This is a genomic window from Paragemmobacter ruber (assembly GCF_009908315.1).
Taxonomy (GTDB): Bacteria; Pseudomonadota; Alphaproteobacteria; order Rhodobacterales; family Rhodobacteraceae; genus Paragemmobacter; species Paragemmobacter ruber.
In genome coordinates this window covers 1,173,840-1,196,596 of record NZ_JAAATW010000001.1, presented here as the reverse complement: position 1 = coordinate 1,196,596, position 22,757 = coordinate 1,173,840, and the positions used below count along the sequence as shown (strand labels likewise).

Here is a 22,757-nt window from a genome sequence, read left to right as displayed (position 1 = left end):
TAATTGGCAGGGTGCGGGGTAAGACACGGGGCATAGCTCGGCTGCTATCCGCGACCCGCATGCAGCAAAGCAAAAGGCCGCCCGGCAGGGGGCGGCCTTTCGTTTAAGGGCTGATCAGAGGATCAGGCCAGCGCGGCCTTGGCCTGCGCGGCGATGGCGTTGAACGCCTCGGGCTCGTGCACGGCGAGATCGGCGAGGACCTTGCGGTCGACTTCGATGCCGGCCTTGGCCAGACCGTTGATGAACTTGGAATAGGTCATCTCGAGGTCGAACAGACGGACAGCGGCGTTGATGCGCTGGATCCACAGGGCGCGGAAGTTGCGCTTGCGGGTCTTGCGGTCGCGGGTCGCGTACTGGTTGGCCTTGTCCACCGCCTGCGTGGCGGTGCGGAAGTTGCGCGAGCGCGCGCCGTAGTAGCCGGAGGCGGCCTTGATGACTTTGCGGTGACGGGCGTGGGTCACGACACCGGATTTGACGCGGGACATTCTGATGTTCTCCTTACCGGTCGTAGGGCATGTATTTCTTGACGATCTTCGCGTCGCTGTCGTTCAGCAGCATCGTGCCGGACGCATCGCGGATGAATTTCGTCGTGCGCTTGATCATGCCGTGGCGCTTGCCGGCGACGCCGGCCTTCACCCGACCGGAGGCCGTGAAGCTGAACCGCTTCTTCGCCGCCGACTTGGTCTTCATCTTGGGCATTTCCATCTCCGTGGTTGCAGGCGCGACTCGGCATGCCACTTTGGCCGGCCGCGCGGGTATCGCAAGGTGGGCCGTATAGGCGGGGCGGGGGTGCGGTGCAAGGGGAAAAGCGCGCGCCTCAGGGCAGATAGCGGCCCAGCACCTCGAAGAACAGATGGGGCAGGGTGGCGGGGTCCAGATCGAAGCCGCCCGCCAGCACGGCCCAGACCGCCATGCCAAGCCCGGTCACAAGGCCGATCCCGGCGGCGACGGGCGGGCGGTCGTCGATCAGCGCGGCCAGCAGGGACGGAATGGCAAGCGCCATGAGCGCGAGGCCGAGAAAGAACAGAAGGTCATGATCCATGGCCGCGCCCCGCCGCCCCGCCCCGCCCCGGCTTCAGGAGGCAAGCCCACGGATCACGCGGGTGAACACGGCCGGAATGTCGGACAGCCCATAGCCCGAAGGGTTGCGCGCCGCCGCCAGCCCGATCAGGACCATGCCCGTCAGGCAGATGATCCCGCCAAAGCGCGGCAGGCGGTCCTGCGTCCAGGCATTGAGAAGGGAGGGGATCGAGAAGACGGTCAGAAGGATGCCGATGACCAGCGACAGATCGTTGATGTTGACCACGGGAACACCCCCTAAAACATACCCCTAAAGCACATCCCCAAAAGCACGGGGCCCGCATCGGTGATGCGGGCCCTGTCAGCTTATTCAGGATCGACGCGGTAGATCAATCTTTCGTCGCAGGGCGCCACGCGCAGGATGTTCGTCGTGCCCTGCACGTTGAACGGAACGCCCGCGGTCAGCACGATCTGATCCTTTTCCGAGGCAAAGCCGTAGGTGCGCGCCGCGCGGACGGCCGAGATGACGGCGCCCTTGAAGCGGTCCTGCTCTTCGGTGATCACGCAGTGCGCGCCCCAGGTCAGGCACATGCGGCGGGCGGTTTCGATCAGCGGCGTCAGCGCGATGATCGGCACGCGGGGCCGTTCGCGCGCCACCAGCGAAACCGTGGTCCCCGATTGCGAGAAACAGCAGATCGCCTTGATGTCGGCGCTTTCCGCAATCTCGCGCGCGGCGGCCACGATGCCATCGGCCACGGAGGTGCGGTTGACGTGGCGGCTTGCCTCGATGATCTGGCGATAGACGGCATCGCCTTCGACGCTGATCGCCACGTTGTTCATCGTGGAGACCGCCTCGATCGGGTATTTGCCCGCTGCCGATTCCGCCGACAGCATGATGGCATCGGCGCCTTCATAGATGGCGGTGGCGACGTCCGACACCTCGGCCCGGGTGGGCATGGGCGATTCGATCATCGATTCCAGCATCTGGGTGGCGACGATCACGGGTTTCGCCGCCGCGCGCGCGCCGCGGACCAGTTTCTTCTGGATCGGCGGCACGGAATGGACGGGCAGTTCCACGCCCAGATCACCGCGCGCCACCATGATGCCATCCGACACCTCGAGGATGGCGTCATAGGCCTTTACCGCGGCCGGCTTTTCGATCTTGGACAGCACGGCGGCGCGGCCCTTGGCCAGATCGCGCGCCTCGATCACATCCTCGGGGCGCTGGACGAAGGACAGGGCGAGCCAGTCCACCCCCAGTTCGCAGACGAATTCCAGATCCTTGCGGTCCTTGTCCGACAGCGCGGCCAAGGGCAGCACCACATCCGGCACGTTCACGCCCTTGCGGTTTGAGATGGTGCCACCCACCGTGACGGTGCAATTGGCGAAATCCTTGCCGCAGGTGTCCACCCGCAGGCGGATCTTGCCGTCATTCACCAGCAGCGACGCGCCCGGTTCCAGCGCGGCAAAGATCTCGGGGTGGGGCAGTTGCACGCGGGTGGCATCCCCCGGCGCGGGGTCAAGGTCCATGCGGAAGGCGGCGCCTTCGACCAGCTCCTCGCCACTGGGCGCGGCGAAGGTGCCCACCCGCAGCTTCGGCCCCTGCAGATCGGCCAGAATGGCGACGGGGCGGCCGGTATCGGCCTCCACCTGGCGGATGATGCTGTGACGGGCGCGGATGTCGTCATGCGTGCCGTGCGACATGTTCAGGCGGAACACGTCGGCGCCCGCCTCGAACAGGGCGCGGATGGTTTCGTAATCGCTGGAGGCCGGTCCGAGCGTGGCCACGATCTTGACGTTCCGAAGGCGTCTCATATGCCTCGTTCCTTATGCAGTTCTTCATTTTGTCGTGGGCCGCGCGTCTTATGGCGCAATCGGTGGGCTGGGGCAACTGGCGCTTTTCCTTTCGTCAGAATAAATGACGAATTCATGAAAAGGCCGGGGGAAAGCTGGGGATGGATGCCTATCGGATCATCGGAGAGGGGCGCCCCGGGCGCTGGCTGGTGACCTGCGACCATGCCTCCAACCGGGTGCCGGACTGGGTGGCGGGCGGCGATCTGGGGATCGGGCCTGCGGATATGGGCCGCCATATCGCCTATGACGTGGGGGCGGCAGGGCTGGCCTGCGCGCTGGGCGAAGGTCTGGACAGCCCGGTGGTGCTGTCGGATTTCTCGCGCCTCGTGATTGATCCGAACCGGGGCGAGGATGACCCGACGCTGGTGATGAAGCTGTATGATGGCACCATCATCCCCGCGAACCGCCATATTGACGCAGGCGGCGTGGAGGCGCGGCTGGACCGGCTCTATCGCCCCTATCATGCGGCGCTGGCGCGGTTGGCGGCGCGGCGGCCGGATGTGGTGATCGTGGCGATCCATTCCTTCACCCCCTGTCTGAAGGGGCGCGCGCCCCGGCCATGGCATGTGGGGGTGCTTCATTCGCATCTGGACGGGCGGCTGAGCCATACGCTGATTTCCGTCCTGCGCGCAGAGCCGGATCTCTGCGTGGGCGACAACGAACCCTATTCCGGCCATCTGCCGGGGGACGCGATCGACCGGCACGCGCTGCGCCACGGGCGGCAGAACACGCTGGTCGAGGTCAGGAATGACCTGATCGCCACGCCTGCGGCGCAGGCCGCGTGGGGCGCCCGGCTGGCGCCGCTTTTGACGCGCGCGCTGGCCTTGGCCGGGGGCTGACGGCGCGGCGCCCGGGTTCGGGGTGCGATATGGCAGGCGCTTTGTTCCGGGTGCCGGGCGGATCGCGCGGCAAGCGCGGGATTGTTTCCGCAATCCGCCCCCGGATTCTGAAAGTTTGACAGAATCATCCGAAGCCATGTCACTGGTCTGCCTGTGTGATTTCCTTGTGCGAGTGCCACCATGTTGCTTTTGCTTGCGTCTCTTCTCCCCATCGCGCTGATCGGCATGCTGTCCGGGGGGGATGACGAACCCGCGCCCGAGGCCGACGCCGGGGATGGCGCATCAGACGTGCGTCTGGGCGGCGAAGGCGACAACACCATCAACGGCGACGCCGATGATGACCTGATCGTCGGGTTCAAGGGCGATGATCTTCTGCAAGGCGCGGCGGGTGTGGATCTTCTGGTCGGGGATCAGGGGGCCGATACGCTGGCGGGTGGACCGGGCAATGACATCCTGCTTGGCGGGCCCGAGGATGACATCCTGCGCGGCGAGGACGGCCGCGATCTGCTGGTCGGTGGCGCGGGCGATGATTCCGTGGTCGGGGATGCGGGGGATGATGTCATCGTCGGGATGGATGGCGCCAACACGCTTGAGGGCGGGGCAGGCAATGACGTGCTGATCGGGCTGACCCCGGACCGGCAGACGCCCTCTGAAATTCTGGGCGGGCTGGAGCGGCCCGATTTCTCGGAGGCTGTGGCGGCCCGTTTCGGCACCATTGCGCCCGCGCTGGAGGATCGGATCCTGCGCAATCTCTTCTCTGTCGGCGGCGAGGCCAGCGCCGATGTGATGCAGGGCGGCGACGGCGACGACCAGTTGATCGGCGATCGGGGCGATGTGATGACGGGCGGTGCGGGTGCCGATGCCTTTGTCGCGCTCGCCCCGCCGCAGCCTGACGATCCGACCGATCCGAATGTCGGGCAGGTGGTGCGGGTCGAAGACTTCGATCCGCTGGAGGATCGGATCGAGGTGCTGACCGAAGCGCAGGGCGACGTCGCCCTTGCGGTCGAGGAACAGGAACAGGGCGTCATGGTCACGCTGAACGGGGCGGATGTGATCTATCTGCCCGGTCTGCGCGCCGAACAGGTGAATGTGGCCGATATCGTGGTATCGCGCGCCTGATCCCGGCGGGCCTTTTGGGGGGTGGTGCGCGCGGGTTGCGCGCCCTACTTTCCCCATCAGGAGGATCGCACCATGACGCAGATCGACGATGCCACGATGCAGGCGCTGGAAGCCGCGGCCTTTCGCCGCCTGCGCGATCACCTGCGCGCCCGGACCGACGTGCAGAACATCGACATGATGAACCTTGCCGGCTTCTGCCGGAACTGCCTGAGCCGCTGGATGGCCGAAGCCGCCGCCGAACAGGGCGTCGCGCTGGACAAGGAAGAGGCGCGCACGCTGGTCTATGGCATGCCCTATGACGACTGGAAGGCGCTGCATCAGGCCGAGGCGACCGAGGCGCAGAAAACCGCCTTCAGCGAATCCATCAAGACGCACGGCTGACGCCCCCCACCCGCGCCCCACCAGACTCACATGGCGCGGCCTGATGCCGTTTCAGTTGGGGAACTGGAACGGGATTTGCAGATGCTGGAGCTTGCCCTTTTCTCGACCCTGCTGCCCGCCTTGGTGGGCGGCCTTGCCTGGCACATGTGGGACGCCGAGGATCCCCAAGCCGAGACTGGCGACGAAAGCCCGCCCGCATCGGCGCCCGATGCCGATGCCGGCCGCGATGCGGCGCTGGGCGAGATGATCGACGGTACCGACGGGGCCGATGTTCTGGATGGCCGGGGCGGGAATGACCGTGTCACGGGAGGCCTGGGCGCGGACACGATCTTTGGCGGCACCGGGGCGGATACGGTGCTGGGCGGGGCGGGGGACGATTCGCTCTGGGGTCATTCGGGCGATGACCTGATCGACGGGCATGAGGGTGCGGATTCCATCGGCGGCGGGGCGGGGGATGACACGATCTTCGGCGGCACGGGCGATGACAGCATCGCCCCCGGCACGGGGCGCGATGTGGTGGCAGCAGGCGCGGGCGACGATCTGGTGACGATCTGGCCCGAAACGGACAGCGATACCGTGTCGCTGGGTGAAGGGAATGACTGGCTGGATGCGGCCTCGGCCACTGCCGGGGTGATGGCCGAGGGCGGGGCGGGCGATGACGTGCTGGTGGGTGGCGCAGGGGCCGATACCCTGAGCGGGGATGATGGCGATGATACGCTGATCGGCGGGGCGGGGAATGACCTGCTGATCGGTGGCGAAGGCTATGACGTGCTGCGCGGCGGGGCCGGGGCGGATGTGATCCGGGGCGGGGCCGGGGATGTGTTCAACTTCGACAGCGGTGATGACCGGCTGGAACTCCTGGCCGACGGGCCCGCGCTGGGCGGATGGGAAACGCCGGTCGTCACCGATTATGTCCCCGGCGAGGATGAGGTTGTGGTGCAGCTTTCCGGCCTGCGCGATCTGTCGGGCCTGTCCCTGCGGCTGGAGGAGGACGGCAGCGACACGCTGGTGATCCTGAGCGCGGTCGATCCCGACCTGCCGTCCGAGGTGGTGATGCTGCGGCTGGAGGGCGTTTCCGCCGCCCGCGCGCAGTTGCAGGATTTCTCGCTGCAGGCCGCCTGACGGAAGGGCGCGTTTGGCCCTCGCGGTCAGATGGCGGCCTTGCGCATCTCGTCAAGGTAGAGTTCCCGCAGGCGCGTCGCCACCGGGCCGGGCTTGCCCGATCCTACGGCCGCACCGTCGATTTCCACCACGGGCATCACGAAGATGGAGGCGGCGGTGGAAAAAGCCTCATCGGCGGCCTGCGCCTCGGCCACGGTGAAGGGGCGTTCCTCCACCTCGAACTGCGCCTCGGCGGCAAAGCGGAGAACGGCCGCGCGGGTGATGCCATGCAGGATGTCGCTGGACAGGTGCCGGGTGATGATGCGGTTGCCCTTCACGATATAGGCGTTGTTCGAGGTGCCTTCGGTCACCACCCCGTCCTGCACCATCCAGCTGTCATCGACGCCCGCCTTCTTGGCCATCATCTTGGCCATGGACGGGTAGAGCAGCTGCACCGTCTTGATGTCGCGGCGGCCCCAGCGGATATCAGGGATCGAGATCACCTTGAACCCCGTCCGCGCGGCGGGGGCATCGGCGAGGTTGGGGATGTTCTGGGTGAAGGCCACGATGGTGGGCGTCACGCTGTCATCGGGAAAGACGAAGGACCGGTCGCCCGGATTGCCGCGCGTCACCTGCAGATAGATCATCCCCTGGTCGATCCCGTTCAGGCGCACCAGTTCGCGGTGCATCTCCAGCAGCGCGTCGTCCGTGCAGGGGGCGGCCATGTCCAGTTCATCCAGCGAACGGTGCAGGCGGATGATATGGCCTTCGAAATCAATCAGCTTGCCGTCCAGAACCGACGTCACCTCATAGACGCCATCGGCCATCAGGAAACCCCGGTCAAAGATCGACACGGTGGCCTGATCTTCCGGCAGATAGGTGCCGTTGACATAGACGGTGCGGGTCATGGGTCATCTCCCTGCGCGAATGGATGGGTGGGGTTTGGGCGCAAGGGGGGCGGGGGTCAAGGGGGAAGTGGGTGTGTATCCGGCAGGTGAAGGGCGGATATTGCCGACAGAGATGGGATGATATACATTTTTCATGTATATCCAAGGGTGCGGGGGTGGTCATGCAGGTTGCGAAATGGGGAAATTCGCTGGCGGTGCGGCTGCCTGCGGAACTTGTGCGCGAACTCGGTTTGCGCGAAGGGGACGAGGTTTCGCTTCGCCCTGAGGCAGGGGGTTTCGCCGTGCAGCGCGAAGCGCGGCCAGAGGAGGTTCTGGCAGGGCTGCGGCGGTTTCGCAGGCGGCTGGCTGCGGCGGATCGTCTGAGCCGCGACGATGCCAATGGGCGGTGACTTCATCGACAGCAATGTGATCCTCTACCTGCTGGATGACGGGCCGAAGGCGGATAGGGCAGAGGCCGTGCTGGCAGCAGGTGGCAAGATCAGTGTTCAGGTGCTGAACGAGGTGCTGGTGAACTGTTTGCGCAAGGCAGACATGGACTTGGCAGAGGCAGGAGAGTTTCTGGCCGGGATCAGGCGCCTGTGTCGGGTCGTGGACCTGACTGTCGAGGTCCATGATGCCGGGCGGGCGGTGGCGGCGCGATACGGTTTGTCCGTTTACGATTCGATGATCGTGGCGGCAGCGCTGGTTGCAGGCTGTGATCGGGTGCTTTCGGAAGACATGCAGGATGGGCTGGTCGTGGAGGGGGTTCTGCGGGTGGTCAATCCCTTTGCGTGAATGCGGGCCGACCGTGACCTGCCGAACCGGTCCCCGGCCTGTCCTGGAACCTGCAAGCCGCAGGCGGAGGCCCCGGATCAAGCGCGGGGTGGGGTCTGATCTGGGTCTGAATCGGTCTGCTTATCCCCACAGCGCCGCCTCTGGTGGATGCACCCCTTCGTCATCATAGCGCAGCGCGGGTTCACGGTCCCGGGCCAAGAGGAGGGGGCCGTCCAGATCGGTGAAGGCGGCCGCTTGCGCGGGCAGGATCGCCGGGGCCATGGCGAGCGATGTCCCCACCATGCAGCCGATCATCAGGGAAAATCCCATGCGCCGGGCCTCTTCGGCCATCAGCAGGGCTTCGGTCAGCCCGCCTGTCTTGTCGAGCTTCAGGTTCACCATGTTATACCGGCCCCGCAGCGCGGGCAGGCTGGCGCGGTCATGGGCGGATTCGTCGGCGCAGATGGGGATGGGGTGGGGGATTTCCGCAAGCATCCCATCGGCCCCGGCAGGCAGGGGCTGTTCCACCAGCGCCACGCCAAGGCGCATCAGATGGGGCGCGAGGTCGGTGTAAATCTCGGGCGTCCAGCCTTCGTTGGCGTCGATGATGATGGTGGCGCGGGGGGCGCCGGCGCGCACCGCCTCTAGCCGCGGCATGTCGTCCGGCGTGCCGAGCTTGATCTTCAGGATGGGGCGATGGGCGTTTTCCTGCGCCTGCTGGCGCATCGCCTGCGCGCTGTCCAGCGACAGGGTAAAGGCGGTGATGCGGGGGCGGGGCGCGGGCAGACCCGCGAGGTGCCAGACGCGGCTGCCCTGCGATTTCGCCTCCCAATCCCACAGCGCGCAATCCACGGCATTGCGCGCCGCGCCGGGCGGCAGCGCGTCTTGCAGCGCGGCGCGCGTGATCCCGTCGGGCAGGGTGGCGATCTGGGCCAGCACGGATTCGGGCGTTTCGCCATAGCGGGCATAGGGGACGGATTCGCCGCGCCCGGTGATCCCGCCCCGGGTGACGGTGGCGGTGATCACCCGCGCCTCGGTCTTGGACCCGCGCGAGATGGTGAAGGCGCGGGCGAGGGGGAATGTGTCAAGCGTGGCGGTGATCATGAGGCGCTCCCTTTGGCCGGAGGGGGCGCGCGGGGGGATGCGCTGTCAAGTCATGCTGCAGCTGCGAAATGCCGCTTGCGCGATGCAGCGCAAGAATATAACGCTGACGCATCCGCATCCGAAATATACTTGCGAGACCGATCATGAGCTTCCGCCTGCAACCCCCCGCCCCCGCCCGTCCGAACCGTTGCCAACTGTTCGGCCCCGGATCGCGGCCCGCGATCTTTGCCAAGATGGCAGCGAGCGAGGCGGATGTGATCAACCTCGATCTGGAGGATTCGGTTGCGCCGTCGGACAAGGATCAGGCGCGGGCGAACATCATCGAGGCGATTTCCGCCGTGGATTGGGGGCGCAAGACCCTGTCGGTGCGGATCAACGGGCTGGATACGCCGTGGTGGTACCGCGATGTGGTGGACCTGCTGGAAAAGGGCGGCGCGCGGCTGGATCAGATCATGATCCCCAAGGTGGGCTGCGCCGAGGATATCTATGCCGTCGATGCGCTGGTGACGGCGGTGGAACGCGCGATGGGGCGGACCAAGCCCATCGCCTTTGAGGTCATCATCGAATCGGCGGCGGGCATTTCCCATGTGGAGGAGATCGCCAAGGCATCGCCCCGCTTGCAGGCCATGAGCCTGGGCGCGGCGGATTTCGCGGCCAGCATGGGGATGCAGACGACGGGCATCGGCGGGACGCAGGAGAACTATTACATGCTGCGCGAGGGGGCAAAGCACTGGTCCGACCCGTGGCATTGGGCGCAGGCGGCCATCGTGGCGGCCTGCCGCACTCATGGCATCCTGCCGGTGGACGGGCCTTTCGGCGATTTCAGCGATGACGAAGGCTTCCGCGCGCAGGCGCGGCGGTCGGCCACGCTGGGCATGGTGGGGAAATGGGCGATCCACCCCAAACAGGTGACGCTGGCGAATGAGGTCTTCACCCCGTCCGAACAGACGGTGGCCGAGGCGCGGGAAATCCTGTCGGCGATGGAGGCCGCCAAGGCGCGGGGCGAGGGGGCGACGGTCTACAAGGGCCGTCTGGTGGACATCGCCAGCATCAAACAGGCCGAGGTCATTGTTCGGCAGGCGGAATTGATCGCCGGTTGATCGGGTTTCTCTGCAAAACACCCAATGAATCGTTGACAGGTTGCCTGCCCTACGCTCAACCTTTCATGACAGAAGCGTGAAAATCAGGCGCTTTGGAAAGAATACCCGCGCTGCGACCCACGGGGAGAGGAGGCCCCGCGCAGCAAAAGGGGAGGATGCACGCCCCGTGGCCCGGCCACGGGGCGCTGCTGTCTGAAATGGCGCGATTTGGCGCAACCTTCTGATATGAAACACGAAAAATCGGGATACTCCGCAGGGGTCCGATCCTGTGCTAGCGCGGGCTCAGGCGTCATGCGGAGGATGTCATGCGGGTTCTGATCTGGATGGGTGTCGCCCTGCTGCTGTTGGCGGGGCTGGTGGTTCTGGTGGGCTGGCTTCTGCCCGCCACGCGCGAGGGGCGGGCCGAGGTGCTGATCGCCGCAGACCCCGCGCGGATCGTGGCCGTGATCGCGGATGTCGAGGCGCAACCCGATTGGCGCGCAGGCATCGCGGCGGTGGAGCGGACGGGTGATGGCTGGACCGAGGTGACGGCGCGGGGGGAACGGATCACCTTCGTGACCGAAGAGATGGCCGAGACGCGCATCCGGCTGCGCTTTGCGTCGGATGCCGGATACGCGGGGACATGGGAGGCAGTGCTGACGCCCGAAGGCGCAGGCACGCGGATCGCGGTGGTGGAGCGGGCGACGGTGCCTTCGCCGCTGGGCCGGATTCTGGCGCGGCTGTTCTTTGATCCAGGGGCTTTTGCCACCACATATCTTGCGGCGCTGAAGTCACGTGTGGAGGGTATGTGATGGCGGAAAAAAAGAAGAAACCGACCGATTGGCGCAAACGCTTTGGCGCCGCGAAGGATCCGCATGTGGTGATGCTGCACACCGATTTCGCCGGGGTGAAGGCGGGAAACACGATGCTGATCTCCTCGCCCGGCGAGATTGCCAACTACCTCGCCCGTATCCCGCAGGGCGAGACGCGGACGATGGACCGGCTGCGCAACGAATTGGCGCGCAAGGCGGGGGCCGATGCGATGTGTCCGGTGACGACGGCCATCTATCTGCGCGTGGTGGCCGAGGTGGCGCTGGCCGATCTGGCCGAGGGCAAGCCGCTGGATCAGGTGGTGCCTTTCTGGCGGGTGGTCACGCCCGACAGCAAGGTGGCGGCCAAGCTGTCCTGCGGGCCGGATCATGTGGCGCATCTGATCGCGCTGGACCGGGGGCAGGCGGCGGGTTGAGGCCTGCCCCCACGGGGCGAGTTGCATCTTGCCCCGCCTCTGGCCATATAGGGGCGATCCGTCTGGAGAGTGCCCGATGAACTATCTGGAATTCGAAAAGCCGCTTGCCGAGATCGAGGGCAAGGCCGAAGAGCTGCGCGCGATGGCGCGGGCCAATTCCGGCATGGACGTATCGAAAGAGGCCGATGCGCTGGACCGCAAGGCGGAAACGCTGCTTAAAGACCTGTACAAGGACCTGACGCCCTGGCGGAAATGCCAGGTCGCGCGGCACCCGGACCGGCCGCATTGCAAGGATTACATCGACGGGCTGTTTTCCGAATACACCCCGCTGGCGGGCGACCGAAACTTTGCCGATGACCACGCGGTGATGGGCGGGCTGGCGCGGTTCAACGACCAGCCGGTGGTGGTGATCGGGCATGAAAAGGGCCATGACACGAAAAGCCGTATCGAGCGGAACTTCGGCATGGCGCGGCCCGAAGGCTATCGCAAGGCGATCCGCCTGATGGATATGGCCGACCGTTTCCGCCTGCCGGTGATCACGCTGGTGGATACGCCCGGCGCCTATCCCGGCAAGGGCGCCGAAGAGCGCGGTCAGGCCGAGGCGATCGCGCGGTCCACCGAGAAATGCCTGCAGATCGGCGTGCCGCTGATTTCCGTGGTGATCGGCGAGGGCGGATCGGGCGGGGCGGTGGCCTTTGCTACCGCGAACCGCGTGGCGATGCTGGAACATTCCGTCTATTCGGTGATCTCGCCCGAAGGCTGCGCCTCGATCCTGTGGAAGGATGCCGAAAAGATGCGCGAGGCGGCAGAAGCCCTGCGCCTGACGGCGCAGGACCTGCAGAAGCTGGGCGTGATCGACCGGATCATCAAGGAACCGCTGGGCGGCGCCCAGCGCGGCCGCAAGGAAACGATCGAGGCCGTGGGCAAGGGCATCGAGGCCATGCTGAAGGAACTGTCGGGCAAGAAGCCCGAGGCGCTGATCAAGGACCGTCGGTCGAAATTCATCGACATGGGGTCGAAAGGGCTGGCCGCATGAACGCCTGGTTGATCGTGCTGATCGCGGGCCTTCTGGAAACCGGCTGGGCGCTGGGCCTGAAATATTCCGACGGCTTCACCAAGCCCATTCCATCGGTGCTGACGGTGGTGGGGGCGCTGGCGTCGTTCTGGCTGTTGTCCATTGCAATGAAGGATCTTCCCGTCGGCACGGCCTATGCTGTCTGGGTCGGGATCGGCGCGGTGGGAACGGCAATCCTGTCGGTCTTTCTGTTCGGCGACCCCGTCAACCTGATGCGCGTTCTGGGCGTGCTGTTGATCATCGGCGGGATCATCGCGCTGAAATTCGCCTGACGGCTCGGGGTGGATGCCCCCAGGTCTCTGCCCCGGACCCCGGGGTGTTTGGGCCAAGATGAAGCCGAGGGCAAAGAAGAGGGGGCGGCCACCGGGACCGCCCCCTTGTTTTCTGCAACGCTGCCTTACGCTGCCGCGCGGCGGGTGCCCAGCACGCGGGCCATCGTATCGCCCATGGCCGACGGGTTCGGCGCGATGGTGATGCCGGCGGCGGAGAGGATTTCCACCTTTTCCTGCGCGCTTTCGCCGAAGGCCGAAATGATCGCCCCGGCATGGCCCATCTTGCGGCCCTTGGGGGCAGAGAGGCCCGCGATATAGGCGACGACGGGTTTCGTCATGTGGTCGCGGGCGTAGATCGCAGCTTCGGCCTCTTGCGGGCCGCCGATTTCGCCGATCATCATCACGGCATCGGTCTCAGAGTCAGCCTCGAACAGTTCGAGGATGTCGCGGAAGGACGATCCGTTGATCGGGTCGCCGCCGATGCCCACGCTGGTGGAGACGCCAATGCCAAGCGCCTTCATCTGGGAAGCCGCCTCATAGCCCAGCGTGCCGGAGCGGCCGACGATGCCCACGCGGCCCGGCATGTAGATATGCGGCGGCATGATGCCCATGAAGCCCTTGCCGGGCGAGATGATGCCTGCGCAGTTGGGGCCGACAAGGCGCATCTTCCGCTCTGCCGGGTAGCGTTTCAGGAAGCGCTTCACCTTCATCATGTCCTGCGACGGGATGCCGTCGGTGACGCAGACGGCGGTCTTGATGCCTGCGTCGGCGGCTTCCATGATGGCATCCGCCGCAAAGGGCGGGGGGACGAAGACGAGGCTGGCTTCGGCCCCCGTCGCCTCGACCGCTTCCCTTACGGTGTTGAAGAGCGGGCGGCCGAGCAGCGTGTCGCCGCCCTTGCCGGGGGTCACGCCGCCCACGACGTTCGTGCCGTGCTTGATCATGTCCTCGGCATGGAACTGGCCGATGCGGCCGGACATGCCCTGCACGATAACACGGGTCTTTTCGGTGATCAGGATTGCCATGGCGTTTCCCCCTTACGCGGCGATTTTCTGGCGCGTGGCGACGGCCTTGCGGGCGGCGTCTTCCAGCGTGTCGGCGGTGATCAGCGGCAGGCCCGATTCCTGCACGATGCGGCGGCCTTCCTCGACATTCGTGCCGGCAAGGCGGACGACGACGGGCAGGGTCAGCCCCAGTTCGCGATAGGCCTGCACCACGCCCTGCGCCACCCAGTCACAGCGGTTGATGCCCGCGAAGATGTTCACGAGGATGACGCCGACGTTACGGTCGGCCAGCACGGTGCGGAAAGCCCGCACCACCCGCTCCGGGCTGGCCCCCCCGCCGATATCGAGGAAGTTTGCAGGCTCCCCCCCAGCGAGTTTGATCATGTCCATCGTGGCCATCGCGAGGCCCGCACCGTTGATGATGCAGCCGATATCGCCATCGAGGCCGACATAGGCGAGGCCGTGGTCGCCCGCCGTGCTTTCGCGCGGGTCTTCCTGGCTGCGGTCGCGAAGTTCAGCGATTTCCGGGCGGCGGAAGAGGGCGTTGGTGTCGAAGGACATCTTGGCGTCAAGCGCAACAAGGTCGCCCGCGCCGGTGATGACAAGGGGGTTGATCTCCACCATCATGGCGTCGAGATCGCGGTAGGCGCGGTAGCAGGCCCTGAGGATGTTGACCATCTGGGCGATCTGCCCGCCTTTGAGGCCAAGCTGGAAGGCCAGTTCGCGCGCCTGAAACTCCGACAGGCCCACCGCCGGGTCGATCGTCATGCGGCGCAGGCTGTTGGGGTCGTTCTCTGCCAGATCCTCGATCTCCATCCCGCCATGGGCAGAGGCGACGATCATGATGCGTTCGGATTTCCGGTCGAGGACGAAGCCGAGGTAAAGCTCCTGCTTGATGTCGGACGCGCCTTCAACCCAGAGGCGATAGACGCCCTTGCCATTGGCGTCGGTCTGCTTGGTGACAAGCTGGCGGCCGAAAAGGGTGGCGGCGAATTCCTGCACCTCGGCCTCAGACCGGCAGAGTTTGACGCCACCCGCGGCGCCACGGCCGCCGGAATGAATCTGTGCCTTGACGACCCAGGCGCTGCCGCCCAACTCGCGGGCGCGGTAGCCTGCCTGTTCGGGGCTATAGGCCAGTCCGCCGCGCGGGACGGGCACGCCGAAGCGGGCAAGGATTTCCTTGGCCTGATATTCATGAATGTCCATTCGGTATTCCTCCCTGTGGCGGGGATGGGCGGATCGCCCATCCTACGGGCCTGTAGGATGGGCCATCGGCCCATCCCCCGGCTCTGGTCACTTCCCGGCGATGGCGTCCGCGATCACCAGCACGTTGCGCGCCATCTTTTCCGATGCCGCGTCGATCATCTTGCCGTCGAGGCTGGCCGCGCCCTTGCCCTGGGATTCCGCGATCTTCAGTTCCTCGATGATGCGCTGGGCCTTCGTGACCTCGGCATCCGTGGGGCTGAACACCTCGTTCGCCATGGCGACCTGGCTTGGGTGGATGGCCCATTTCCCTTCGCACCCCAAGGCGGCGGCGCGGCGGGCGCCTTCCTTGTAGCCTTCGGGATCGCTGAAATCGCCAAACGGCCCGTCGATGGCGCGCAGACCATAGGCGCGGCAGGCGATCACCATGCGGCTGATCGCGGCGTGCCACTGGTCGCCCGGATAATGCGGGTTCAACCCGCCGATATTCGTGGTGCGGGCGCGCATCGAGGCCGCGTAATCGGCCACGCCGAAATGCAGTGCCTCCAGCCGGCCGCCGAATTGGGCGATGCTTTCGACGTTGGCCATGCCGAGCGCGGTTTCGATCAGCGCCTCCAGCCCCACGCGGGTGGTGTAACCCCGGGCCTGCTCGATCTGGTTCACCATCGCCTCGACCATGTACAGGTCGTCGCGCACCCCCACCTTGGGGACCAGCAGCGTGTGCACGCGGCTGCCCGCCTGTTCCATCACATCCACCACGTCGCGATACATGTAATGCGTATCCAGCCCGTTGATGCGGACGGAAACGGTCTTGCCCTTGGCGGCCCAGTCGATGTCATTCAGCGCCTGGATCGCGTTCTTGCGGGCTTGCTCTTTCTCGGGGGGTGCGACGGCATCCTCCAGATCGAGGAAAACGTAATCGGCGGGGCCTGCGGCGGCCTTGTCGATCATGGTGGGGTTCGAGGCCGGGACGGCCAGCTCCGATCGCTGCAGGCGTTGGCGCCGCAGCGGGTACAGGGTGTGGGACATGGTTTCCTCTGGGTCTTATTCGGCGGCGATGCTGGTGGTCGCGCGGGTGCTGCGCTGCACGGCGCGGGCCATGGGTTCGGCATAGACCTCCTGCGCGGCGGCCACGCCCGATCCGAAGCGCACCTGCGCGCCCGCGGCCGCAAGGCAGAGTTCGGCGATCGACAGGGCGGTCAGGCACATGCCTTCGTTCAGATCGCCCAGATGGCCGATGCGGAAGACCTTGCCGTTCAGCGGCCCAAGGCCCGCCCCGAAGGAACAGTTGTAGCGGTCATAGGCCACGCGGATCACGTCGCGCGCATCCACCCCCTGCGGCACGCGGATCGCGCTGACCGTGTCGGAGTAGAGCGAGGGATGCTCGGCCGCCAATTCAAGGCCCCAGGCCGCCACGGCATTGCGCACGCCGGTGGCAAGGCGGCGGTGGCGGGCGAAGATGGTCTCCAGCCCCTCATCCAGCATCCGGTCCAGCGCCCGGCGCAGGCCGTGGAACAGCGGGACGGGCGGGGTATAGGGGAAGTAGCCGGTCGCATTGGCGCGGGCCATGTCGGTGAAGTCGAAATAGGCGCGGCGCATCCGGGCGGTTTCTGCCGCCGCCATCGCCTTGGCCGACACGCCCAGCATCCCCAGACCGGCGGGCAGCATGAACCCCTTCTGGCTGCCCGTCACGGCGAGATCGACGCCCCATTCATCCATGCGGAAGTCGATGGAGCCGATGGAAGACACGCCATCCACGAACAAAAGCGCATCATGGAACGACTCGTCCAGCGCGCGGCGCACGGCGGCAACGTCCGACGTCACACCCGTGGCGGTTTCGTTCTGCGTGACGAACACCGCCTTGATCTTGCCGTGCCGGTCATTCCCGAGGATGCGGGCAAATTCATTCGCGGGCGTCCCCGCGCCCCAGGCCAGATCGACGATCTCCACATCCAGACCCAGCTTCACCGCCATATCGGCCCAGAGCAACGAAAACTGCCCGTGCCGCGCCATCAGCACCTTGTCGCCCGGGTTCAGTGTGTTGGTGATCGCCGCTTCCCAGCAGCCGGTGCCAGAGCCGGGGAACATCATCACCGTGCCGGTTTCCGTTTTGAAAACCTTTTTCAGATCGGCGAACAGCCCCAGCGTCAGATCGCCGAAATCGGGGGCGCGGTGATCCTGCATCGGCACGATCATGGCCTGACGCACAGCCTCGGGCACGTTGGTCGGGCCGGGGATGTAAAGGTGCTGCGTTCCGGTTTTCATGGCGTCCTCCCATTGGTTGAACCTTCCATGCCACCAGTCGCCCCGTGTGCAAAACGAAAGCGGGTTCTGCTGTGAATGCGAGAATTTACAGAAGCTGTAATTTGTAATATTGTAAATATGACGAACCCCTCAATGTGTGCGACAGTATGCAGAAAACCTTCATCGGCCCCCATCTGCGCCGTCTGCGGATCGAACGGGGGGAAACGCAGGGCGCGATGGCGCGGGCGCTGGGGATCAGCGCGTCCTATGTCAACCTGTTGGAAAACAACGAACGATCCGTCTCCGTTTCGGTCCTGTTGCGGCTGTTCGAGGTCTATGGCGTCGATTGGCGCGACATCGCGGATGAGGATGGCACCAGCCAGCTTGTCGATCTGCGCGCGGTGATGCAGGATCCGCTCTTTGCCGAAACCCGCCCCGATCTGCCCCAGATGCGCGCGGCGCTGGTCCATTCGCCTGGGCTGGTGCAAAGCTTTCTGCGCCTGCACAGCGCCTATCAGGCGGCGACGGATCAGCTCCTGTCGCTGACCGAGGGGGAGGCGCCGCAGATCGTGGCCACGCCGGAATCCGCCGTGCATAACGAGTTCCGCCGCCACCGGAACCACTTCCGCGAGCTGGAAGAGGCGGCCTTCGGCTTCTGGAACGGCGCGGCGGTAGAGCCGGATGAAACTTATGTCGCGCTGAAGCGGCGGCTGCGCGACGGGGTGGGGGTGACGGTCCGGCTGGTGCGGGTGGAAGACCTGCCCGGTACCCTGCGCCAGTATGACGAGGCGCGTCGCGAAATCCTGCTGTCCGAGGCGCTGGATCACACCAACCGCATCTTCCAGCTGGTCCATATGTGCGGGCTTCTGGAACAGCGCGCGCTGCTCGATGCGCTGGCGGCGCGGTCCGGCATCACCGATCCGCGCGGGGTGGCGCGGCTGCGGGTGGAACTGGCGAACTACTTCGCCGCCGCCGTGCTGATGCCCTATGATGCCTTTCTGGCCGAAGCACGGGCGACGAAATACGACCTTGACCATATCGCCACGCGGTTCGGGGTTAGCTTTGAACAGGCCTGCCACCGGGCGACGACGATGCAGCGCGAAGGCGCGCAGGGGGTGCCGTTCTTCTTCCTGCGGATCGACAAGGGTGGCAACGTGACCAAGCGCTTCAACGCAACCGGGTTCCATCTGGCCGAACATGGCGGCGCCTGCCCCCGGCTGGATGTGCATACCAGTTTCCGCACGCCGGGCCGGATCGTGCCGCAATTCGTGGAAATGCCCGACAGATCGCAGTTCTTCGTCTTTTCGCGCACGGTGGACCGCCCCACCTGGGCGCGGCACGCGCAGGACAACCGCCTTGCCGTGGCGATGGGCTGCGCGATCGAACACGCGCCGGAAATCGGCTATGCTGAGGCGTTCTCAGTCGCGGGCGCGCGGATGACGCCCGTGGGCATCAACTGCCGCATCTGCCCGCGCGCAGGCTGCGACCAGCGGGCGCATCAGGCGGTGGTGCTGTCCCAGCCGGTGGATGAAAAGCGGCGCGGCGCGACGCGGTTCGAGGTGTGACCTACCAGATGTCGGTCATGGCGCGACCGGCGCGCACGGCGTCATAGGTGGCCCCGTCGATGGCCCCAGCCGATGCCTCATCCATCATCTGCCCGATGGTCGGCAGACCCGCCGACTGATCCCCCGCCGTCCAAAGCCCTGCCCGCACCACCGCGCGGGCGCATTGGGAATAGACCTCGGCCACGTCGATCACGATCACCGTGCGCGGTTGCACCCCACCCCGTTCGAACCGCGCGCGCAGGGCTGCATCGGCGGTCAGCCGGGCGGTGCCGTTGACGCGCAAAAGGTTCTTCCAGCCGGGGATCAGGAAGCACAGGCTGACGCGCCCATCCCGCACGATGTTGCGCAGGCTGTCGATGCGTTCGTTGCCCTTCCAGTCGGGCAGGGCGAGGCTGCGGTCATCCAGCACCGCCACCACCGGCCCGTCATCGCCGCGCGGGCTGCCATCGGTGCCCTCTGGCCCTACGGTCGTCAGGATGCAGAACCGGCTGCGTTCGATCACCTGCCTGTAGGCCGGGATGATGTGGCGCGTCACCTTGCGGATCGCCGGATCGGCAGGCGTGCCGTAGTGGGCGTGCAGCGCCTCTAGCGTGGTGATGAACTCCATCGCCTTCCCCCTGCTCAGGCAGCGCGTGCCACGGCAAATCCCGCATCGGCCATCAGCCGGTTCGATGCGCCTTCGATCACGCGTTCCAGTTCCGTCATGAAATCGGCCACCGGGCGGCCCGGCGGGATGGCGGGCAGGAACTCCACCACCGCCAGCCCCGGCTTGCGATAGATGCCGTGGCGCGGCCAGAACACGCCCACATTGGTGGCCGCCGGGATGCAGGGCTGGGCCAGTTGCTGATAAAGAAGCCCCGATCCCACCTTGTAGGGCGGCGTGGCCCCCGGGGCCACCCGCGTGCCCTGCGGATAGATGATCAACTGCCCCGGTATCGCCGCCCCGGCGGCCACGGCCTTCTTCATTTCGGCAATCGCGCGGCCCTTCTTGCCGCGATCCACCGGGATGCACCCGATCCGCCAGGCATAGAAGCCCAGGATCGGCGCCCATTTCAGCTCTTTCTTCATGATGAACTTCGGCCGCGGCACGACCGAACAGATCAGGATGATGTCAAAGAAGCTCTGATGTTTCGAGGCGATCATCACCTCGCCCGTCGGCACCGGCCCGCGCACCTCGGACCGCAGGCCCACCATCCAGCGCGCCGACAGCCGCACCCAGTTGCAATAGGTATGGATGCCCGCCCATGCCCCCTTGCGCGAGGCGATGGCATAGGGGGCAAAGACGATGGCCAGCACAACCATGGCCAGATACATCTGGATGATGAACAAAAGCGACATCAGCCAGCGCAGCGCATAGATCATGGCAATTCCCGGAGCTTCCTGAACGCGGCGGTCCGCGTGGCGATCAGCGCCACGGCCGCGGCCACCGGGGGTAGCAGAAGCGGCAGCAACCATCCAGCCCCCTGAAAGCCCAAACCCGTCAGGAATCCACCCGCCTCATCCACCGGGGGCAACAGCGCCACGCCGATCAGCCCGGCCACCGCCCCCACCGCCGACCCGGTCAGCGCCCGCAGGGTAAAGCGGCGCACGAAGGCGGCGGCGATATAGTCATCCTGCGCCCCCACGATCCGCAGCACGCGGATCACCTGCGCATTGGCCGCCAGCGCGGCATTGGCGGCCAGCGTGATCATCGCGGCCATGCTGGCCCCGATCAGCACCATCGACAGTCCGCCCAGCAGGTTCAGCCGCGCCGCCGCCGTGGCCAGCGGGCGCCGCCAGCGGGTGTGATCATCCAGCACCGCCCCCGGCGCCTCGGCCGCCAGACGCTGGCGCAGGCCTTCGCTGTCATAGCCTTCCGCGGCCTCCGTCACCTCGATCAGGCGGGGCAGGGGCAGGGCATCCAGCGGCAGGTCGGGGCCGAACCACGGTGCAAGCAGCGCCTTCTGTTCGTCATCGTCCAGCGCCCGGGCGGCGGCGATGCCGGGGGTGGTCTTCAGCACCTCCAGCACGGCGAAGGTCTGCGCCTCCATCTGGTCGGGCGGGGCCGAGATGCGCACCGTGGCAGTGCGGGCCAGCGCATCGGCCCAAGCGTCCGCCAGCCGCCCCGACGCCATCGACAAGGCCAGCGCGAAGACGGCGAGAAAGGTCATCGTTGCGGCGGTGAACACGGTCAGCCATGCGGTATGGCCCGAAGGCGGCACCACCCGGTCGGCCTGCCGGTCGGGGGTGACAAGAAGGCGCAGCCGGGCGATCACAGGTCCGCCCCCGCAAGCTGGATGCGGCGGTTGCGGATGCGCAGCACCCGCGCGGCGACCTGGTTCTTGGCGGTGCGGATCAGGTTCAGGTCATGGGTGGCCACAAGGATCGTTTTGCCCATCTTGTTCAACTCCACCAGCAGCGTCAGCAGGCGCAGCGACATCTCCCAATCAAGGTTGCCGGTGGGTTCATCCGCCAGAATGACATCCGGCCCCATGATCACCGCCCGCGCCAGCGCCGCGCGCTGGCGTTCCCCGCCCGAAAGCTGGGGTGGCAGGGCATCGGCCAACTGCCCCAGCCCCACCCATTGCAGAAGATCGGTCAGATCGCGGCTGTCGCCCGTCCGCCCCGATACCATCAAGGGCAGCGACACATTCGCCGCCAAGGGCAGATGGTCGAGGAACTGCACATCCTGATGCACCACGCCGATGCGGCGGCGGGTGCGGGCCACGTCATCGCGGGTCAGGCTGCGCACCTCGCGGTCAAAGATCGTGACGCGGCCCGCCGTGGGCAGAAGCTCGGCATAGGCGAGCTTGAGGAAGGTGGATTTCCCCGCCCCTGACGGGCCAGTGAGGAAATGGAAAGACCCGGGCGCAAGCCGCAGGCTGACCTCTGACAAAAGCTCCCCTCCGCCGTAATTGTAGGCGACGTTGTCGAACGCGATCACTTGTGTTTCACAGCCCCTTGCTTGCGCCCGCAGCATTGCCCAAGGTGGGCGCGGTTGCAATCCGGGTGGGTGCCGGTTGTGGACCCGGAAATATGGTGTAATCGTGCGGTGACGGTCCTGCAGGCACCTGCCTGCGCGGGCGGGGGAAGCGGGGAAGGTTCGAATGCGGCTCATCTGTCCGAATTGCGAGGCCGAATACGAAGTGGACGATGCGGCGATCCCGGACACGGGCCGCGACGTGCAATGCTCCAACTGCGGCCATGCGTGGTTCCAGTTGCCCCCTGAAATCGAACTGGCGCTGGAACAGGAAGACGAGCTTTTCGGCCTGTCCGGCGCGCCCGATCCGCTGCTGGACGAGGATGAGGACAACCTCCCGCCCCCCGCCACTGCCGCCTTCCCCGAGGCCGAGGCGCCCAAGCGCAGCATCGACGAAAACCTGATGGCCATCCTGCGCGAAGAGGCCGAGCGCGAGGCCGCCGCCCGCAAGGCCGAGGCCGCGCCGATCGAGACGCAGACAGAGATGGGCCTTGATGCCCCCGCCGCTGCGGCCGTGGCGGCGGCGGCCGCAGCCGTCACCGCATCGGCGGAACGCTCCAGCGCGGCGGGCGTCACGCCGTCGCCCGCCCATGCGGGCGGGCTGGCCGCCGCCGCAAGGCGCATCGCGCAGCTCAAGGGGCTTGACCCGGACGCCCCGCCCCCCGCGCCGCCGAAACCCGCCACACGGCGCGATCTTCTGCCGGATATCGAAGAGATCAACTCCTCGCTCAAGGGGGCCGAACCCCCCGTCCTGCCGATGGACGGCGGGCCTGACGCAGGCCCCTCCACCGCGCGCGGCTTCCGGTCGGGTTTCGCCGTGGCGGTCGTCTTCGCGCTGATCCTGCTGGCGGTCTATGTCGCCGCGCCGCGCCTTGTGGCGATGGTTCCCGTGACAGAGGGCGCGGTGACGGCCTATGTCGCCGGGGTGGATGGCCTGCGCCTGTGGCTGGACGGTGTCCTGCGGTCGGCCACCGAAGCCGTGCGCGAGGTTTCGGCTCAAGGCAACTGACGGCCGCAGCACCCACCTCCCG

At 66.4% G+C, this 22,757-nt stretch carries 28 protein-coding genes; 13 read left to right on the top strand and 15 right to left on the bottom strand.

The annotated features are described in order from the left end of the window. Positions 1-122 precede the first annotated feature (122 nt). From rplT to pyk, 5 genes are all read right to left on the bottom strand, one after another. The gene (rplT, locus tag GU920_RS05840) at positions 123-485 is read right to left on the bottom strand and encodes a 50S ribosomal protein L20 (protein ID WP_161762313.1); all 363 of its coding nucleotides are present in this window, start codon (positions 483-485) and stop codon (positions 123-125) included. A gap of 13 nt (positions 486-498) precedes the next feature. Continuing rightward, positions 499-699, bottom strand: a complete 201-nt coding sequence (gene rpmI, locus GU920_RS05835) for a 50S ribosomal protein L35 (RefSeq protein WP_161765995.1) — start codon at positions 697-699, stop codon at positions 499-501. 118 nt (positions 700-817) lie between these two features. Further along, positions 818-1,042: a hypothetical protein gene (locus tag GU920_RS05830; RefSeq protein ID WP_161765994.1), complete on the bottom strand. Its 225-nt coding sequence runs from the start codon at positions 1,040-1,042 to the stop codon at positions 818-820. A 33-nt stretch (positions 1,043-1,075) separates the two neighbouring features. Next, positions 1,076-1,306: a hypothetical protein gene (locus GU920_RS05825; protein WP_161765993.1), complete on the bottom strand. Its 231-nt coding sequence runs from the start codon at positions 1,304-1,306 to the stop codon at positions 1,076-1,078. An 80-nt stretch (positions 1,307-1,386) separates the two neighbouring features. Next, complete coding sequence (gene pyk, locus GU920_RS05820; RefSeq protein ID WP_161765992.1) at positions 1,387-2,835, bottom strand: pyruvate kinase; 1,449 nt, start codon at positions 2,833-2,835, stop codon at positions 1,387-1,389. 140 nt (positions 2,836-2,975) lie between these two features. Between pyk and GU920_RS05815 the strand changes: the two genes are divergently transcribed. The 4 genes from GU920_RS05815 (at position 2,976) to GU920_RS05800 (ending at position 6,335) form a co-directional block, all read left to right on the top strand. After that, on the top strand, positions 2,976-3,713 hold the full coding sequence (locus GU920_RS05815; protein ID WP_161765991.1) for an N-formylglutamate amidohydrolase: 738 nt from the start codon (positions 2,976-2,978) through the stop codon (positions 3,711-3,713). 180 nt (positions 3,714-3,893) lie between these two features. Continuing rightward, positions 3,894-4,832, top strand: a complete 939-nt coding sequence (locus tag GU920_RS05810) for a calcium-binding protein (RefSeq protein WP_161765990.1) — start codon at positions 3,894-3,896, stop codon at positions 4,830-4,832. Positions 4,833-4,904: 72 nt separating this feature from the next. Beyond that, positions 4,905-5,213: a DUF1244 domain-containing protein gene (locus GU920_RS05805; protein WP_161765989.1), complete on the top strand. Its 309-nt coding sequence runs from the start codon at positions 4,905-4,907 to the stop codon at positions 5,211-5,213. A gap of 81 nt (positions 5,214-5,294) precedes the next feature. Continuing rightward, complete coding sequence (locus GU920_RS05800; RefSeq protein ID WP_161765988.1) at positions 5,295-6,335, top strand: calcium-binding protein; 1,041 nt, start codon at positions 5,295-5,297, stop codon at positions 6,333-6,335. A 26-nt stretch (positions 6,336-6,361) separates the two neighbouring features. Here GU920_RS05800 and GU920_RS05795 read toward each other — a convergent pair whose 3' ends face one another. After that, a complete protein-coding gene (locus GU920_RS05795; protein ID WP_161765987.1) occupies positions 6,362-7,222 on the bottom strand; it encodes a D-amino-acid transaminase in 861 nt (286 codons plus the stop codon). Positions 7,223-7,383: 161 nt separating this feature from the next. On the opposite strand from GU920_RS05795, the gene GU920_RS05790 reads away from it, so the two are divergent. Further along, the gene (locus GU920_RS05790) at positions 7,384-7,611 is read left to right on the top strand and encodes an AbrB/MazE/SpoVT family DNA-binding domain-containing protein (RefSeq protein ID WP_161765986.1); all 228 of its coding nucleotides are present in this window, start codon (positions 7,384-7,386) and stop codon (positions 7,609-7,611) included. Continuing rightward, positions 7,601-7,996 carry a PIN domain-containing protein gene (locus tag GU920_RS05785; RefSeq protein ID WP_161765985.1) on the top strand — a complete coding sequence of 132 codons (396 nt, stop codon included), beginning with the start codon at positions 7,601-7,603 and terminating at the stop codon, positions 7,994-7,996. The genes GU920_RS05790 and GU920_RS05785 overlap by 11 nt, the downstream gene beginning before the upstream one ends. Positions 7,997-8,116: 120 nt before the next feature. On the opposite strand, the gene dgcA is transcribed toward GU920_RS05785, so the two are convergent. Continuing rightward, entirely contained in the window at positions 8,117-9,079 is a 963-nt protein-coding gene (gene dgcA, locus GU920_RS05780; protein ID WP_161765984.1) for an N-acetyl-D-Glu racemase DgcA, read from the bottom strand. A gap of 143 nt (positions 9,080-9,222) precedes the next feature. On the opposite strand from dgcA, the gene GU920_RS05775 reads away from it, so the two are divergent. The 5 genes from GU920_RS05775 to GU920_RS05755 all read left to right on the top strand — a co-directional run bounded on the left by GU920_RS05775 (position 9,223) and on the right by GU920_RS05755 (position 12,751). Next, entirely contained in the window at positions 9,223-10,179 is a 957-nt protein-coding gene (locus GU920_RS05775) for an L-malyl-CoA/beta-methylmalyl-CoA lyase (protein WP_161765983.1), read from the top strand. A gap of 305 nt (positions 10,180-10,484) precedes the next feature. After that, positions 10,485-10,970, top strand: a complete 486-nt coding sequence (locus GU920_RS05770) for an SRPBCC family protein (protein ID WP_161765982.1) — start codon at positions 10,485-10,487, stop codon at positions 10,968-10,970. Beyond that, positions 10,970-11,404 carry a hypothetical protein gene (locus GU920_RS05765; protein WP_161765981.1) on the top strand — a complete coding sequence of 145 codons (435 nt, stop codon included), beginning with the start codon at positions 10,970-10,972 and terminating at the stop codon, positions 11,402-11,404. Before GU920_RS05770 ends, GU920_RS05765 begins: the two co-directional genes overlap by 1 nt. 76 nt (positions 11,405-11,480) lie before the next feature. Beyond that, the gene (locus GU920_RS05760; protein WP_161765980.1) at positions 11,481-12,440 is read left to right on the top strand and encodes an acetyl-CoA carboxylase carboxyltransferase subunit alpha; all 960 of its coding nucleotides are present in this window, start codon (positions 11,481-11,483) and stop codon (positions 12,438-12,440) included. After that, positions 12,437-12,751 carry a DMT family transporter gene (locus GU920_RS05755; protein WP_161765979.1) on the top strand — a complete coding sequence of 105 codons (315 nt, stop codon included), beginning with the start codon at positions 12,437-12,439 and terminating at the stop codon, positions 12,749-12,751. Before GU920_RS05760 ends, GU920_RS05755 begins: the two co-directional genes overlap by 4 nt. A gap of 125 nt (positions 12,752-12,876) precedes the next feature. On the opposite strand, the gene sucD is transcribed toward GU920_RS05755, so the two are convergent. The 4 genes from sucD to GU920_RS05735 all read right to left on the bottom strand — a co-directional run bounded on the left by sucD (position 12,877) and on the right by GU920_RS05735 (position 17,223). Further along, positions 12,877-13,776, bottom strand: coding sequence for a succinate--CoA ligase subunit alpha (gene sucD, locus GU920_RS05750; protein ID WP_161765978.1), 900 nt, complete (start codon positions 13,774-13,776; stop codon positions 12,877-12,879). 12 nt (positions 13,777-13,788) lie between these two features. Further along, a complete protein-coding gene (locus GU920_RS05745; protein WP_161765977.1) occupies positions 13,789-14,961 on the bottom strand; it encodes a malate--CoA ligase subunit beta in 1,173 nt (390 codons plus the stop codon). A gap of 87 nt (positions 14,962-15,048) precedes the next feature. Further along, positions 15,049-15,987: an HpcH/HpaI aldolase/citrate lyase family protein gene (locus GU920_RS05740; RefSeq protein ID WP_161765976.1), complete on the bottom strand. Its 939-nt coding sequence runs from the start codon at positions 15,985-15,987 to the stop codon at positions 15,049-15,051. A 15-nt stretch (positions 15,988-16,002) separates the two neighbouring features. Beyond that, the gene (locus tag GU920_RS05735) at positions 16,003-17,223 is read right to left on the bottom strand and encodes a pyridoxal-phosphate-dependent aminotransferase family protein (RefSeq protein WP_161765975.1); all 1,221 of its coding nucleotides are present in this window, start codon (positions 17,221-17,223) and stop codon (positions 16,003-16,005) included. A gap of 146 nt (positions 17,224-17,369) precedes the next feature. On the opposite strand from GU920_RS05735, the gene GU920_RS05730 reads away from it, so the two are divergent. Then, positions 17,370-18,767 carry a helix-turn-helix domain-containing protein gene (locus GU920_RS05730; RefSeq protein WP_161765974.1) on the top strand — a complete coding sequence of 466 codons (1,398 nt, stop codon included), beginning with the start codon at positions 17,370-17,372 and terminating at the stop codon, positions 18,765-18,767. Position 18,768: 1 nt separating this feature from the next. Here GU920_RS05730 and GU920_RS05725 read toward each other — a convergent pair whose 3' ends face one another. From GU920_RS05725 to GU920_RS05710, 4 genes are read right to left on the bottom strand one after another with little or no spacing between them, the layout of a single operon-like run. After that, positions 18,769-19,374: an MSMEG_1061 family FMN-dependent PPOX-type flavoprotein gene (locus GU920_RS05725; protein WP_161765973.1), complete on the bottom strand. Its 606-nt coding sequence runs from the start codon at positions 19,372-19,374 to the stop codon at positions 18,769-18,771. A gap of 14 nt (positions 19,375-19,388) precedes the next feature. Further along, positions 19,389-20,129 (bottom strand): lysophospholipid acyltransferase family protein, encoded by a 741-nt coding sequence (locus GU920_RS05720; protein WP_161765972.1) that lies wholly within the window; start codon positions 20,127-20,129, stop codon positions 19,389-19,391. Continuing rightward, on the bottom strand, positions 20,126-21,019 hold the full coding sequence (locus GU920_RS05715; RefSeq protein WP_328799243.1) for a cell division protein FtsX: 894 nt from the start codon (positions 21,017-21,019) through the stop codon (positions 20,126-20,128). Before GU920_RS05715 ends, GU920_RS05720 begins: the two co-directional genes overlap by 4 nt. After that, on the bottom strand, positions 21,019-21,690 hold the full coding sequence (locus tag GU920_RS05710) for a cell division ATP-binding protein FtsE (RefSeq protein ID WP_161765970.1): 672 nt from the start codon (positions 21,688-21,690) through the stop codon (positions 21,019-21,021). The genes GU920_RS05715 and GU920_RS05710 overlap by 1 nt, the downstream gene beginning before the upstream one ends. Positions 21,691-21,853: 163 nt before the next feature. Here GU920_RS05710 and GU920_RS05705 point away from each other — a divergent pair, with 163 nt between their 5' ends. Next, positions 21,854-22,735: a zinc-ribbon domain-containing protein gene (locus tag GU920_RS05705; RefSeq protein ID WP_161765969.1), complete on the top strand. Its 882-nt coding sequence runs from the start codon at positions 21,854-21,856 to the stop codon at positions 22,733-22,735. The last annotated feature ends 22 nt before the right edge of the window (positions 22,736-22,757 follow it).